The 13,722-nt window shown below is 47.9% G+C and carries 15 protein-coding genes and 1 tRNA gene; 15 read left to right on the forward strand and 1 reads right to left on the reverse strand.

What is annotated here, in order from left to right; all coding sequences use genetic code 11:
- Positions 1 to 89 precede the first annotated feature (89 nt).
- The 3 genes from I8U19_RS07540 to I8U19_RS07550 all read left to right on the forward strand — a co-directional run bounded on the left by I8U19_RS07540 (position 90) and on the right by I8U19_RS07550 (position 2,390).
- Positions 90 to 179: transfer RNA gene (locus I8U19_RS07540), tRNA-Ser, on the forward strand.
- 579 nt (positions 180 to 758) lie between these two features.
- The gene (locus I8U19_RS07545; protein WP_198055591.1) at positions 759 to 1,409 is read left to right on the forward strand and encodes an ATP-binding cassette domain-containing protein; all 651 of its coding nucleotides are present in this window, start codon (positions 759 to 761) and stop codon (positions 1,407 to 1,409) included.
- A gap of 318 nt (positions 1,410 to 1,727) precedes the next feature.
- Complete coding sequence (locus tag I8U19_RS07550; protein WP_033101615.1) at positions 1,728 to 2,390, forward strand: class I SAM-dependent methyltransferase; 663 nt, start codon at positions 1,728 to 1,730, stop codon at positions 2,388 to 2,390.
- A gap of 546 nt (positions 2,391 to 2,936) precedes the next feature.
- On the opposite strand, the gene I8U19_RS07555 is transcribed toward I8U19_RS07550, so the two are convergent.
- Entirely contained in the window at positions 2,937 to 3,614 is a 678-nt protein-coding gene (locus I8U19_RS07555) for a Crp/Fnr family transcriptional regulator (protein WP_033101613.1), read from the reverse strand.
- Between the two features lie 199 nt (positions 3,615 to 3,813).
- On the opposite strand from I8U19_RS07555, the gene I8U19_RS07560 reads away from it, so the two are divergent.
- The 12 genes from I8U19_RS07560 to I8U19_RS07615 all read left to right on the forward strand — a co-directional run bounded on the left by I8U19_RS07560 (position 3,814) and on the right by I8U19_RS07615 (position 13,710).
- A complete protein-coding gene (locus tag I8U19_RS07560; RefSeq protein WP_152568583.1) occupies positions 3,814 to 4,224 on the forward strand; it encodes a hypothetical protein in 411 nt (136 codons plus the stop codon).
- Positions 4,225 to 4,837: 613 nt separating this feature from the next.
- On the forward strand, positions 4,838 to 5,365 hold the full coding sequence (locus I8U19_RS07565; protein ID WP_198055592.1) for an Hsp20/alpha crystallin family protein: 528 nt from the start codon (positions 4,838 to 4,840) through the stop codon (positions 5,363 to 5,365).
- A 173-nt stretch (positions 5,366 to 5,538) separates the two neighbouring features.
- Positions 5,539 to 5,829, forward strand: a complete 291-nt coding sequence (locus tag I8U19_RS07570) for an MTH1187 family thiamine-binding protein (protein ID WP_033101610.1) — start codon at positions 5,539 to 5,541, stop codon at positions 5,827 to 5,829.
- A gap of 211 nt (positions 5,830 to 6,040) precedes the next feature.
- Entirely contained in the window at positions 6,041 to 6,475 is a 435-nt protein-coding gene (locus I8U19_RS07575) for a hypothetical protein (protein WP_198055593.1), read from the forward strand.
- 15 nt (positions 6,476 to 6,490) lie between these two features.
- Entirely contained in the window at positions 6,491 to 7,174 is a 684-nt protein-coding gene (locus I8U19_RS07580; RefSeq protein WP_198055594.1) for a PspA/IM30 family protein, read from the forward strand.
- A gap of 88 nt (positions 7,175 to 7,262) precedes the next feature.
- The gene (locus I8U19_RS07585) at positions 7,263 to 7,556 is read left to right on the forward strand and encodes a protein liaI (RefSeq protein ID WP_198064693.1); all 294 of its coding nucleotides are present in this window, start codon (positions 7,263 to 7,265) and stop codon (positions 7,554 to 7,556) included.
- Positions 7,557 to 7,784: 228 nt separating this feature from the next.
- Positions 7,785 to 8,672, forward strand: a complete 888-nt coding sequence (locus I8U19_RS07590) for a DUF4097 family beta strand repeat-containing protein (protein WP_198055596.1) — start codon at positions 7,785 to 7,787, stop codon at positions 8,670 to 8,672.
- A gap of 34 nt (positions 8,673 to 8,706) precedes the next feature.
- Positions 8,707 to 9,438 (forward strand): cell wall-active antibiotics response protein LiaF, encoded by a 732-nt coding sequence (gene liaF, locus I8U19_RS07595; RefSeq protein WP_198055597.1) that lies wholly within the window; start codon positions 8,707 to 8,709, stop codon positions 9,436 to 9,438.
- On the forward strand, positions 9,435 to 10,499 hold the full coding sequence (locus I8U19_RS07600; RefSeq protein ID WP_198055598.1) for a sensor histidine kinase: 1,065 nt from the start codon (positions 9,435 to 9,437) through the stop codon (positions 10,497 to 10,499). The genes liaF and I8U19_RS07600 overlap by 4 nt, the downstream gene beginning before the upstream one ends.
- The gene (locus tag I8U19_RS07605; protein ID WP_198055599.1) at positions 10,496 to 11,128 is read left to right on the forward strand and encodes a response regulator transcription factor; all 633 of its coding nucleotides are present in this window, start codon (positions 10,496 to 10,498) and stop codon (positions 11,126 to 11,128) included. Before I8U19_RS07600 ends, I8U19_RS07605 begins: the two co-directional genes overlap by 4 nt.
- Positions 11,129 to 11,353: 225 nt before the next feature.
- The gene (locus I8U19_RS07610) at positions 11,354 to 12,226 is read left to right on the forward strand and encodes a YitT family protein (RefSeq protein ID WP_198055600.1); all 873 of its coding nucleotides are present in this window, start codon (positions 11,354 to 11,356) and stop codon (positions 12,224 to 12,226) included.
- Between the two features lie 164 nt (positions 12,227 to 12,390).
- Positions 12,391 to 13,710 carry a hemolysin family protein gene (locus I8U19_RS07615; RefSeq protein ID WP_033101608.1) on the forward strand — a complete coding sequence of 440 codons (1,320 nt, stop codon included), beginning with the start codon at positions 12,391 to 12,393 and terminating at the stop codon, positions 13,708 to 13,710.
- Positions 13,711 to 13,722: the final 12 nt, after the last annotated feature.

Genomic DNA, 13,722 nt, shown 5'->3' on the forward strand with positions numbered 1-13,722 from the left:
GGGTTCCGGGTAATTGCCGGACCCGCTCTCTCCTCATTGACAAAAGGAAAAAAATCAGTATAATTAGATTCTGTAACGAAATAGATCGTGGAGAGGTGGTCGAGTGGTTTAAGGCAGCGGTCTTGAAAACCGCCGAGGGTTCACGCCCTCCGTGGGTTCGAATCCCACCCTCTCCGCCAGAAACAGGAAGTCGCCGGGTTGATCGGCGGCTTTTTTCATATGGAGCATAACATAGGGGACAGATAGGTTATCGTTGAATCCAGGGTAACGGGCTTTGTTACCAGACGGAGGACAAAATGAAGAAAGAAGAAGTCAGAACATATATAATAGTGGATCATATTCACAATTATGATGATTTACCGGGTTGAAAGGGATTGAGCCGTTCCCGGCAATGTTATGGCTTTTGCTGCTCAATTGGAGCACAAGCTTTTCAATGTCTGTCTTGATACTGGGGCTGGCCGTCAAGTGGGAGCGTGTTTTCAAACCATATGTTCTTGTGGTTTTTCTGTATATCGTTTCTTGTTTCAGCAGTCTCATGCCTGAAAGTCTGGTCAGGTGGTTTCCGGCAATCAGGGGATTTATCTGAGACATTCTGAAGTGGATGGGCACATCCATCATTTTTCGGTTTGGTGGTCTTTGATATATAACGCGATGATCATCGTTTGTGTTTTTTATGGGGGATGCATTATATCAAAAAGGCCGATGTTTCGGGGCAGAAAAATTCAAATGAATTACAGTGAAAGACAGGAGGATTTATCATGGCACATCCGGCGCCGGCGGTAAAACTGGAAAATGTCTCAAAAGTGATTGACGGAAAGCCGATCCTGAACAAGATTGATCTTGAAGTTCCGGCGGGTCAAATATATGGGTTGATCGGGCGCAATGGATCAGGAAAAACGATGCTTTTGCGTTTGATCAGCGGATTTGTATTTCCGACGGAAGGGCGTGTCTTGGTTTTCAATCAGGAAGTTGGAAAAAACGGAACCTTTCCGCAGGATGTCGGGATTATTATTGAGACGCCCGGTTTTTTGGGGGAATACAGCGGGTTCAAAAACCTGAAGCTGCTGGCTTCAATGAGAGGAATAATCAATGATGATGAAATCCGGCAAACGCTGAAAGAAGTCAGCCTTGATCCGGCGGATAAAAAACCGGTGCGGAAATATTCCCTTGGAATGAGACAATGCTTGGGGATCGCTCAGTCAATCATGGAAAGGCCGAAACTCCTGTTGCTGGATGAACCGATAAACGGGTTGGATACGGAAGGAGTTGAAATGCTTCATCGTTTATTGTCCGATCTGCGGGAAAATGGAGTGGTCATTCTGTTAGCCAGTCATTATATGGAAGAAATAGCGAAATTGTGCGACAGAGTATTCAGAGTCGAGAAAGGACAGTTGACAGAGGTTGGATAAATGTCATCTTCCGCTTAACCCCTCGTTGCGGTGAAGGAACAGGGAAACCGGATGACAATCATACGCCGGGATCTGACGGAGACGCTTCAGCCGGTTTTAAAGAAGAACCAGCCCGGCGTTTTTTTGTCTTTGCTTCAGGTGTTCATCAACAATATGAAAATAACCTCTTGGCACTGAAATGGAATTGTTAGTATAATAGTATAAATTAAAAATACATTTTAATAATTGTGATTAATCGGTATTTTTCATTTGTTTTTCGTCTGACCCTTACGGTCGACCAATTTCACAAAATAAATTGGGAGAAGGAGTGGATTTGTCATGTCTGAAAATCCCACCAAGGGTCCGGAAATGAGCGGTTTTATTGCAACCTGGTATGCCAAAAATACCGAAAAGCAAATCGAAAAATACAGAAATGATGCCAAGAAGGTGTTTTCATCCGTATCAGAGGGGGATGCTGTTCTTGAACTTGCTCCCGGTCCGGGGTATTTATCCATTGAACTTGCCAAGATGGGCCGTTTTCATATTACCGGATTGGATATCAGCAAGAAGTTTGTGCAAATGGCACAAGCAAATGCAACAAGAGCAGGAGTGGATATCGACTTTCGTCACGGAGATGCAGCACAGATGCCCTTTGATGATCATGCATTCGATTTTATCATCTGTCGGGCGGCCTTCAAGAATTTTTCCAAACCGGTCGCGGCACTCGATGAGATGAATCGCGTATTGAAACCCGGGGGCAAGGCATTGATCATCGATTTTAAAAAGGATGTTTCCAAAGATAAACTGGATCAATTTGTTTCCGGTGATCTGGGTTTTACCGGCATTAATTCTCTTGTTACCAAATGGATGTTTCGATTCGTGGTGATCAAGCAAGCCTACACTAAAGATGAAGTCAAGGAAATGATAGCGAAGAGCAAATTTCAAACAGGCAGGATTCACGAGGGGTTGATCGGATTGGAAGTATGGCTGGAGAAGAAATAACAGATGGCTCGGACGATAGTTTGAATTTTTGTGATACAATGGACTGGTTATGGATTTTCGGAGAGGTAGGGGGCTCCATAACCCGATGGCAAAACATTTTCACGGAAAACAGTGATAAGGATCACACTGAGATGGAGAAAAATAATGTATAATAAAAATGTTACGCAAAAACGGACTCAGAAGACGATGTTTTGGGAGAGAACAGTCGCGTCCATCCCTTAATTTGAAGGATTGGGAAAAATCCCTGAAATCCGTTGACTTTTCATCTTCCTGGTATGAATACCCGCAAAGGAGTTTGCCGTGATGCTGTATAAAGGTGCGTTTTTATTTTGCATTCTGCTGTGCCTTTTTGCCTTCTTCATAACTTTTCGCCTGGGTTCAACTCAATCCCAAACTTCGAATGAACATTACGAAAAAAGTCGAAAGAAAACTGTTATCCTTCTTTCCCTGATTTATGTCCTTGTCACGGTCTGTGGTCTCTTGTTTGTCTGTTTGCTTTAGGAAAATCGGACAGGACAGGCGTCCGGGCTTTTGCCAATGGGAATCTTACTTCCAGCCTCTCAGTGCATCCTTGTCCAGGATGATGATCTGCGAGCGTTGTTTGTCAATGATTTGTTCCTTTTTTAATTGATTCAACAGGCGGCTGACGGTTTCTCTGGATGTACCGACCACATTGGCCAGTTCCTGATTGGTTATGGGCAAATCGATGTAAATCCGGGAGCCTTTTGTCTCCCCTTGCTTGTCTGCCAGGTCGAGCAAAAAGGAGAGAATGCGCCGGTTCACGTCGGTTCCGGTAAACTGCTGGAGTTTTTGCTGAAGATCCCGGATCTTGGAGCTGAGCACATCAATCACTTTGCAGGCAATCGTCGGCATGGCCAGGATCAGTTGCTCAAAGGCGCGAACGGGAATCGCCAACAGGTCGGTATCGACAAGCGTTTCCGTGGTGGCTGGATAAGGAGCATGTTTAAAAAAACCGGTATGCGGAAACATGTCACCGGTTTGCAGAAGCGAGACAATCTGTTCATGGCCTGTCTCGTCTGTCTTGTAGGCTTTGACAAGGCCGTTCTGTATAAAAAAGACCGCTTCTTTTTCACTTCCTTCCGTGAAGATGACCGTTTTTTTCGTGAATGTACGATGAATGACGATTTCTCCGATTCGTGCCAGTTCTTGTTCGTTGAGATCTTGGAATAACGGAACCTGTTGCAGTACACTCTGTTTTTCCATTGAAAAAAATTCCTTTCGTGTATTTATGTTTATTATATCAGATGGCGTGCAGACTTATTAGGCGGATCAAGCCGTTGTGATCGTTCACGGCTGTTTTTGTCATGAGAAGGCTTTTGCCCGTTTCAAATCGTTTGTACCTTTTATGGACACAGTGAAAATCGAAGAAGAGATCAATCTGTTTTGAGAAGGGGAAACGATGTTGCTGAAGATCATGTTATTTTTTCATGTTCTCGGGGCGATCGGCATGGGATTCTATCTGGTCTTGCCCTTTTTGCTGCAAAAAAGGTTTTTGCAATCGCGTTCCGTTCTCCAGGTATTGTATCGGCTGAACTTTCTCACGCAATGGATTCTCGTCGTTCAATTGTTGACCGGCGGTTACTTGTACAGTCAAGCGGTGTATAGCACCTTGTGGATTTCTTTGGTGGTGGCTGCTTATTTCGGTGTTGGCGCTTTTGGTGGATTGTTTGGTTATTACATCCGCCATTTTCTCAAGTCGCCCGATCGCTTTGAAGTGAAATCGTGGATGCAAACCGTCCGTTTTCATGCACTCTTTACGACGGCCTTCATATTTCTGGTCATCCTCTTGATGATGTTTCCCGCCGGAATTTGATGCTGTTCCTTGGAACTCTTGTCGACACCTGTGGAAAGTGTGAATAATTTGTGGAAAAATATCAGATTTGCAGAAAACAGGGATTGGAAAAACAAACGGTCATGGTTCGTTTCAGCCGGACGATGGCCGTTTTGACTGAAGAACATGATGTTTGCTGATTCAAACCTCTGAAACTGCCAGAAAGGGGATCCGAGGGTCATCACCTCAATGCGACCAATCGGAACCTGAATCTCCCCTGATTTTCCCACCTTTCAATTTCTCCTTCCCCGCATTTTATCGTTCCATCCTCACCAAAAAATGTCCTGAGAATAACATACAGTATAAGTGTGGAGAGTTGTCATGCCTTCTTTTCACCGGTTACTTGACCGGCGACATCGGGGTCGTTGATGACATAGCAATTTTCGGACACTGTATTATGATCGCCGCTGATCATGCCGTGTCCTTCGTTGGATTTATCACGGGGTTTCCAATCTTTATGAACGTTATCACCTGAAAATACTAAGGAAGTTTTTGTCATCTGTCCAATCTTGAGGTTTTTTAAAAATGCGGATCATTTGGCATCGCTTCTTTTTTTGGCTTTACATTGCGAATCGCAATGAAGGGGGAATGGACCATGTCCGATTCACGGGATCAGTTTAAGCCGTTCGAGTTTAATTGGAATGATGTTGTAAACCGGGTTACCAAACATCAGGATTTTTCTTGGCTGGATAAATTTGTGGAAGGGACGATTTCGAAAGCTCTTCCCAATCACCAGTTTCCTTTCAACATGGCAAAAGGCGGGCTTAAGTCCCTGGATAAGTATATGGATCAAATTTTTTCACAAGCAATGCCGAATGCAAACGGGCAACCTCTTTTTAACTCAGGTCAGGACAGTGTAAAGTCGGAGGTTTTTGAAACACATCACTGGATGTTTGTGCGTATAAAAGTCCCGAACCGGGCCATCGCCAGCAAATTGCGCATCTCCCTCGGCGTCAATCAAGTCCGTGTCTCCGGTTTGACTAAAGAGATTGAAACGATTGGCTTGCCTGCAACCGCACGCTCGGAAGGGGCAAGAGCCATCTATAAAGACGGAATCCTGGAAATACGGATTCCCAAAGATTTAAATGAACAGTTTCATGAGGTCAACATTCAGTTTCTGTGATGATCGCATGGCAGGAGATGGGGGGCACGATCCGCACCAAGATATTTGGCCCGTGGGTTGATAACAAATGCAACGCCAAAAACCTTTCGCGGCGATACGGTTCTGCTAGGGAATTATAAAACTCCTCTTTTTGGGCACTTTACTGGATAGCAATTACCGAAGGAGTGAGTATGATGGCATTTTTGGAAATCAGTGTTGCCCCGGTCGGAACTAATACGCCCAGCTTCAGTTCTTATGTGAGCCAAGCGGTGGAAGTGGTACAACAAAGCGGGCTGCAGTATCAGGTCACGCCGACGGCAACCGTCATTGAAGGGGATCTGAATCAATTGATGGATGTGGCCAAGCAAATTCACCAAAAAGCCATGTCAGCCGGTGCGAATCGGGTGATCACCCATATCAGCATCGACGAACGCAATGACAAATCGACAAATATGCAACAGCAAGTGCAATCCGTTCAGCAGTGACCCGACCGAAACTTTTATCCGTCCGGACTGAACCCCATATGCGGAAAATCAAGGCTCCCGCCTGTGTTTGTCAAGCACGGTGCGGGAGCTTTTTTTCAAGTCTCGTCCAGTCTACGACCAAAGTCGTAACGAAAAATAAATCCGTGGTTCGTGTTGGAAAATTCCATACTCCTGTATGCTGGAATCAGCAAAGGAACGGAGGAGGGTGAGCATGAAACGATGGGGCAAAAAACTGGCCGGGTTCCTTTTGCTGCTGGTGGGCGTTGCCATGTTTCTGGGTAACCTCGGCAGCCTGATCGGCTTTCTCATCGCCGCCGTGCTTTTCTGGTATGGCGTGAAGAAGCTGAAAACGGCAGAAACGAAGGGCTCAAAAATATTTGCCTTCATGGTTCTCGGTCTTTCCCTGCTGGTGTTATTCGGCATGCTTCCGGGAGTGATCCCCCTGATTTTCGGTGGAATCTGCTTTTACTTCGGCTTTAAGTTGATGAAAACAGAAGTTGCCGGACTGGCATGGGAAACGGGAGTGGCGGTACGCGGGATTCCGAAGGGGAAACGGACCTCAATGGCCGACCATTCATTTGAAGCAGACTGGCAGGAGTTTGTAAAACGGCAAAAACGAACGGATTGGGATATAGAACAATTTTAGAGGAGGAATGGGAAAATGGCTTTTAAACGGTTACGCGATTTTCTCCTGGCGACCTACCATGAAGTGATGGATGATCTGGAAAAGCCGGAGGCGATGCTGAAGCAATATTTGCGCGACGTGGAGAAGGAGATCTCCAGGGCGAGGGATACCATCGTAAAGCAAGAGATTATGATCAAAAAATTCCAACTCCAGAAGGAAGAAGCGGAAAAATTGGCCGCCCGTCGCAAAAAGCAGGCGCAAATTGCTTTTGATGCGGGAGAAGAGGCGCTGTCGCGCAAAGCGTTGGCTGAGATGAAGCATTATGAAGCCAAAGCGGAAGAGTACCGGGAGTATGTGGCGCAAGCGAGCAAACAGGTGAAAGAGCTGAGAGAGCAAATGGGCAAACTGGTGAAAAAGTACCAGGATTTGCAAGACAAAAAGAACGAACTGATTGCCCGGGCAGCGGTTGCCAAAGCGAAGCAAAGCATCAATACCACGCTCAACTTTTTCGATTCCGAAAGCGCGTTAAAAGAGTTTAAGCGGATTGAGAACCGGATCGCCGAGATGGAAGTCAAGGCCAATTCTTATGCGAATGCTGACCGTGACGGAGATCTCAGCTTTGCCAGAGTGGAGTATGCTGAGGAAATTGAAAAAGAAATAGAAAGATTGCGCAGTGCCAAAATCGAAGAGGAAAGCGAAGCAAGCAGTTCCCGTCAATAACATGCTTGCTGAAGCGTGGCCCCCGTTTTCCGCGACTGACAGGAATCCGGGGGCACTTTGCTCGAACAGGTAAAGGAGGGAGAGTATGGTGATAAGCGGCAAAAAGGCCGCCGGCATTCTCTTGATTTTTCTCGGAATATGGCTCTTCTTCAGGGGAGGGGATCTGTGGGGGTTCATCACCTTTTTGGTTGCGACGGCATTGCTCGTCTACGGGCTGGTGAGTTTCGTCCGGGCCAAAACAGGCGGGCACAAGGCATGGGCTCTGTTTGTGCTCGTCATCGGCGGCTTGTTGATGCTGCGCTGGATTCCCTTTCTGGCAGGGGTGGCGCTGGGGCTTTTTTGTGTCTATTATGGTTTGAAATTGCTCACAAACAGCCATTAGTCAGATCAAAAAACTTCCCGGAAGCCGGAAGGAAAAAAGGAAATGCCGGAAGCGGAATCTCTTTTTGAAGCGGAATGGAGTGAATTTCTCAACAATCGGGAGCAGGATAAATGAAGGAAACGAGGGGGACCCGCCTGGGGGCCCTCTTTTTGAAAAGGTGGTTTATAATCAGACGGGGGGTGAAGTCGCATTTTCCCCAAACGTGGCTGAATTGGGGGCCCTGCGGCAATGTTTATGAAGAAGCTGATCGGAATTTTATTGATTCTCTGCGGGTTTGTCATTCTCATCGGATCAGTGGCAAGCAGCGGAATCGGCAGTGGATGGTATGCCGGCAAACATCCGGCCCGCGACGTTACGATCGAGAATGTTCGGCAAATCCGGATTGACGCCACGTCCTCCGTAACGGTGATTCCGGAAAAACGGCTTGACGTAAAAGCGGTTTTGCAGGGAAAAGGGATGAATGATGTCGATATGAGCATACAAAAGAAGGGCAATGAATTGACGATATTGGTAAAACCCAAGTGGTATTTATGGATGCGGCAGGATCAGATCGTCAGGTTGAATGTCTATGTTCCGAAAAGTTATGATCAAAACATGACCATTCACTCTCTCGGAGGCAATTTGGATTTTGCCGGCCAGGAGGGGAGCCAATTGATGAAACTGAATGAGCTGAAGGTAGATATGGTGGAGGGGAATATCAATTTAAAAAACTTGCGGGTGAACCGCCTTGATACCAACAGCATGTCCGGAAACACGAAACTGGACTTGGTAACAGCGGAGTCGGCCAACTTCCATTCCAGTTCAGGCAATGTGACGCTGAATCATTTTTCCGGTTCTTTCTGTGCCAATCTGTCTCTGGGTAACCTGAAGGCGCAGATTGATCAGGTATCCGGCCCGATCCAGGCTGATCAGGTATCGGGGGACATGGAGGTCAACTTGCCCCGGGATGCGGATTTCGCTTTGAGGGCACAAGTTGACAGCGGGAATGTGAAGTGCGATTTTATTCCATGCCAGAGGAGACGGAAAAACTGGGCGGTGACGGCGACAGCAATGGTCAAGAGCGGAAAAAACAAGATTCAGCTTCATAATATCAGCGGCAATGTCCATATCTACTGAATCGCTCTCTCCTTGTGATGAAGGGGGTCAACAAATGCGGCTATTTCAAAACCGACTGGTGGGAATCGTTGTTTTGGCGGTCGGGTTGCTCATTTTGTTAAGCCTGAGCGACACTTTTTTGCCCGGCTTTCTGATTCTCTTCATCATCGGTGTCTTGTTGCTCAAAAAGCATCATCGCAAGATGGGATATTTGTTCCTGGTTCTTGCGGCTCTTTTTTTGCTGGATCAATTTATCGATTTTAACCTGTTTTGGACTTTTCTTTCCGTGTTCTTGATTTACTGTGGCTACCGCATGTTTAAAGAGGAGGATAAAACGCTTGGGCAGCCGGGGAAGTGGAACCGCCCCTCTTCTGATTACGCGGGGCAGGAAAAGACAGAGCATGCCCGGTATCAAACCCCGTCTTTCCGCAGCGCTGTCATCGGCCATCTGTACCTGATCGACTGCCGTTACCAGTTTAACGACATCAACCTGTCCTACGGATTCTGTGATGTAAAAATCGATTTGTCCAAAGCGATCATCCCGGAAGGAGTCAACTCCATTGTGATCAGCGGCCTGGCCGGTAATGTGAATATCTATGTTCCCGATGATCTCGATGTTTCCATCGCGGCAACGGTCGGTGCGGGGTATTTGGATGTTCCGGGAGTGAAACAGGGCGGAGCTGCCCGGCAGGTGCAACTGACCACAAAAGGGTACGAGCAGTCGAGGCGGAAGATGAATATCTCAGTCTCGCTGCTGTTTGGCGATATTGGTGTGAGGGTTTTATGAGCAAGCGGAGAACGGCAAGCATCTATTGGCGGCTGACGAAGTTTACGGTTTGGATTTGTTCGGGTGTCTCCGCGGCCTTGCTGACCGTCATCCTGATCTCCTATCGCCTTGACTGGCAAACACTGGTGACAGCCCGGATTTACGGGATTCCTCTTCCGGTTCTCATTCCGGTTTTTGTGGTCAGCATCGGAACGGTCTTCGGTTTTGCTTTCGGCTATTCGATGAAGAGAAAAATCGAAGTGATTGTCGAATCAATCATGCGATATGAACGGGGCAATTTCGCCCATCGGGTGCCGGTGCTGGGTGAAGATGAATTCGACCTGATCGCCGGACATCTGAACCGAATGGCCGAGCGGGCGCAACAACAAGTAGCTTCTTTGCAAAAGCTGACGACGGAGAAAGCGAAGTGGGAAGAACGGATGAAAGAGGCCGTGATCTCCGAAGAGCGGCAACGCCTGGCCAGAGAGTTGCATGATGCAGTCAGCCAGCAGCTGTTTGCCATCTCGATGATGTCGTCCGCAGTAAAGGAAACCCTGACCGGGGATGACCGGCCGATTTACAGGCAAATCGCCATGATCGAAAAGATGGCGGGAATTGCGCAAAATGAGATGCGGGCGCTGCTTCTGCATTTGCGTCCCGTCACCTTGGAAGGCAAGAGATTGAAAGAGGGTCTGGAAGAGCTGTTGGAAGAATTTAAGGCCAAACAGTTGGCCGAGGTGCATTGGGAAGTGGAGGATTTGCCCGATCTGCCAAAGGGGATCGAGGATCATCTGTTTCGCATTGTCCAGGAAGGACTCTCCAATGTGTTCCGCCATTCGCAAGCCACTTCGGTCACGATTCGCCTTGCTGTCCGCAACCGGCAAATTTACTTGCGGATCATCGATAATGGTATCGGTTTTGACATGAATAAACCGAAGTCTTCTTCTTACGGTTTGCAGTTGATTCAGGAACGGGCCAGCGAAATCGGCGGAATTGCCGAAGTGATCTCTTTTCCCGGCAAAGGGACACAGATTGAGGTGAAAGTGCCGATTATCGAGGAAGAAAAGGGGAGAGATGCATGATTCGTGTGATGATCGTGGATGACCACGAAATGGTCAGGATGGGACTTGCCGCCTACCTCGAATCGCAGCCGGATATGGAGATTGTCGCCGAAGCGGCCAGTGGGCGGGAAGCAGTCAGATTGGCGCTGGAAACCAGGCCCGATGTGATCCTGATGGATCTGGTCATGGAACCGATGGACGGCATTGAAGCGACGAAAGAGATTGTCCGTGTGCTGGATGATCCCAAAATTATCGTCCTGACAAGCTTTATCGATGATGACAAGGTTTATCCGGTTATTGAGGCAGGGGCACTGAGTTATCTGCTGAAAACATCGAAGGCGAAGGATATCGCCGCGGCCATTCGCGCTGCGATGAAGGGAGAGCCCGTGCTGGAAGCGCAGGTTACGGGCAAAATGCTTTCCAGAATGCGGCGGACCCATCATCCCAAACCCCATGAAAAGCTGACTGCGCGCGAGATGGAGATTTTGCGTCTGATCGCCGAAGGGAAGAACAACCAGGAAATTGCTGAAGTGCTTTATATCACGGTAAAAACCGTGAAAACGCATATTACCAATATCCTTTCCAAACTGCAGGTGGACGACCGCACCCAGGCGGCGATTTACGCTCACCGGAACAAGCTGGTGGAGTAGCAAGGCCGTATCGCTCTTCCTGCTTCCGATCCCATGGACGGATGTCTATGGGATTTTATGCTGTTATGGTGTCTGTTTGTGAACTGATTAAATATTTGTAATAAGCTTATTTCAATAGAGTAAAGCATTACATGGATGCTGTTTACATCTTTTTAATCCTGGTGTTATACTTCCTTTGATCTATACATGATTGCCGCTGCAATTTTCGAAAAAGAGGTGAAAAAGATGGGAGCCGCTGTATATCGCCGCATCATGTCCTTGCCTCCAAGAATCATTCTTTTATTGGAATATATCGAAATTCTCGTCGGTACGGCGATTGTTGCGGTCGCCTTCAATCTGTTTCTGCTGCCCAACCAGATCGCTGCCGGCGGCGTCAGTGGACTCAGTACCATCCTGTATGGAGTATTTGGCTGGAAACCTTCTTACGTGCAATGGGCGGTTAACATTCCGCTGTTTTTTCTGGGCATGCTCTTGCTGGGGAAACAGTTCAGCCTGAAGACACTGGTGGGAACGTCGTTTTTGCCGCTGGTTGTTTACCTGACAGAGGGAATCAAGCCGGTCACCATGAATCCCCTGTTGGCCGCATTATTCGGCGGGATCATGGTCGGACTCGGTCTGGGGATCGTGTTTCGCGGGAAGGGTTCCACCGGCGGAACGGCCTTGATCGGGCAGATGCTTCATAAGTTTACCGGCATTTCCCTGGGAGTTTGCATGATGTTTATCGACGGGATGATCGTTTTGTCCTCTGCCCTTGTGTTCAGTCTGGAACGGGCATTATACGCGATCATCAGTATCTATCTCACCGGAAAAGTGATCGATGTCGTCCAGCTCGGCTTCAGCAATTATGCCAAGATGGCGTTTATTATTTCCGAGAAAGAAGAAGAGATCAAAAACGTGATCCTTCATAAAATCAATCGCGGGGTGACGCGGCTGTCCGGGACTGGCGGCTACACCAATGACAAGCGCCCGGTATTGATGTGTGTACTCGATCAGAGCGAACTGTCCCAATTGAAACAAATCGTTGAAGAAGTGGACCCTTCAGCTTTTGTCATTGTTTCCAATTCGATTGAAGTGCTGGGAGAAGGGCTCCATGCCTGAGACGATGCAACCGAACACCCATTTTGCGGGTGTTTTTTATTTTGATTTGTTAATGAACCCCAAACAGGGAAACATTAACATCAGGCAGGTCGTTTGCTGTGAACGGAAAGGCGGCCCGCCGGAAAAATTTGCAGGAATCGTGATGAGCCCGGGAGGAATCACCCTTGACTGGCTTTACTCATACATTCTTTTATCTACTGCTGGTGTTTGCTTTTGTCTTGATGAACGGATTTTTTGTCGCGGCGGAGTTTGCCATCGTCAAAGTGCGATCGACCCGGATTGCCCAAATCCATAGCCAGCGCGGAAAAATGGCGCAAAATGTGCTGGCTCATCTCGATGCCTATCTGTCGGCGACACAGCTGGGAATCACTTTGGCCTCTCTCGGATTGGGCTGGGTCGGGGAACCGGCAGTCGCCCGTTTGTTGGGAGTGGTTTTCCGCTTTTTTCATCTGCCCGAATGGCTGGTTCACCCTGTTTCTTTTGCCGTTGCTTTTACCATTATCACGTTTTTGCATATTGTGCTGGGGGAAATGGCCCCAAAATCGATTGCCATTCGCAAGGCGGAAGAGGTTACCCTGCGGACGGCCACCTCTCTTCACTGGTTTTACCGAATCTTTAAACCGTTTATCTACATTCTGAACCAGGCGGCCAATCTCGTTTTGCGCCTGATGGGCATCGAGATGACAGAACCGCAGCAAGCTCATACCGAAGAGGAGATCCGCATGCTGATCGCACAAAGCCATCAGAGTGGTGTCATCGACCAAACCGAACTCACCCTCTTTGACAATGTATTTGACTTTACCGACCGGGTGGTTCGCGAAGTGATGGTGCCGCGTGTCAAAATGGTTTGCTTGTACGTGTATGATTCGTTTGCCGAAAACATGGAAACGATCAAAAATGCCCATTTTACACGTTTTCCCCTCTGCGGCGAGGATAAGGATGACGTGCGCGGCATTGTTCATATCCGGGATGTGTACGAACATCTGCTGGCCGGGGAAACTCCCGATCTGGAAAAACTGGTTCGCCCGATGATTGTGGTGCCGGAAACGATGGAGTTGAAAGACCTGCTCAGGGAATTGCAGCGAAACAAGATCGGCATGGCCATTGTCGTCGATGAATACGGCGGAACCTCCGGGCTGGTAACAACAGAGGATATCATTGAAGAGATCTTTGGGGAGATCCAGGATGAATTTGACGATGAACGCCCTTTCTTTCAGAAGGGAAAAGAGGGGGTATCCATCGAGGCCGGTTTGTTAATTGACAATGTCAACGACTACTTTCAGATTCATATCGAGGATGAGGATAACGACACGATCGGCGGATGGCTTTTCTCGCAGTTGGATAAAGTGCCGAAGACGGGAGACGAGGTGAAGTTTGGGGATTTTGTCTTTAAGGTTGAGGAGATGGATCAATTGCGCATTTCCCGGATTTTGGTCAGCAAAAATCCCTCCCCTGTGCCGGTGGAAGAAGAACAGAGGCGATAGCCGCCCTCATGC

It is taken from the genome of Thermoactinomyces sp. CICC 10523 (assembly GCF_016055105.1).
Lineage (GTDB): Bacteria > Bacillota > Bacilli > Thermoactinomycetales > Thermoactinomycetaceae > Thermoactinomyces_A > Thermoactinomyces_A daqus.

Excerpts from the sequence above, each read along its gene's own strand:
- I8U19_RS07545 (WP_198055591.1), top strand. The coding sequence starts at position 759 with ATGGCACATCCGGCGCCGGCGGTAAAACTGGAAAATGTCTCAAAAGTG.
- I8U19_RS07550 (WP_033101615.1), top strand. The coding sequence starts at position 1,728 with ATGTCTGAAAATCCCACCAAGGGTCCGGAAATGAGCGGTTTTATTGCA.
- I8U19_RS07580 (WP_198055594.1), top strand. The coding sequence starts at position 6,491 with ATGGCTTTTAAACGGTTACGCGATTTTCTCCTGGCGACCTACCATGAA.
- I8U19_RS07590 (WP_198055596.1), top strand. The coding sequence starts at position 7,785 with ATGTTTATGAAGAAGCTGATCGGAATTTTATTGATTCTCTGCGGGTTT.
- I8U19_RS07575 (WP_198055593.1), top strand. The coding sequence starts at position 6,041 with ATGAAACGATGGGGCAAAAAACTGGCCGGGTTCCTTTTGCTGCTGGTG.
- I8U19_RS07605 (WP_198055599.1), top strand. The coding sequence starts at position 10,496 with ATGATTCGTGTGATGATCGTGGATGACCACGAAATGGTCAGGATGGGA.
- I8U19_RS07600 (WP_198055598.1), top strand. The coding sequence starts at position 9,435 with ATGAGCAAGCGGAGAACGGCAAGCATCTATTGGCGGCTGACGAAGTTT.
- I8U19_RS07570 (WP_033101610.1), top strand. The coding sequence starts at position 5,539 with ATGGCATTTTTGGAAATCAGTGTTGCCCCGGTCGGAACTAATACGCCC.
- liaF (WP_198055597.1), top strand. The coding sequence starts at position 8,707 with ATGCGGCTATTTCAAAACCGACTGGTGGGAATCGTTGTTTTGGCGGTC.
- I8U19_RS07565 (WP_198055592.1), top strand. The coding sequence starts at position 4,838 with ATGTCCGATTCACGGGATCAGTTTAAGCCGTTCGAGTTTAATTGGAAT.
- I8U19_RS07610 (WP_198055600.1), top strand. The coding sequence starts at position 11,354 with ATGGGAGCCGCTGTATATCGCCGCATCATGTCCTTGCCTCCAAGAATC.
- I8U19_RS07555 (WP_033101613.1), bottom strand. The coding sequence starts at position 3,614 with ATGGAAAAACAGAGTGTACTGCAACAGGTTCCGTTATTCCAAGATCTC.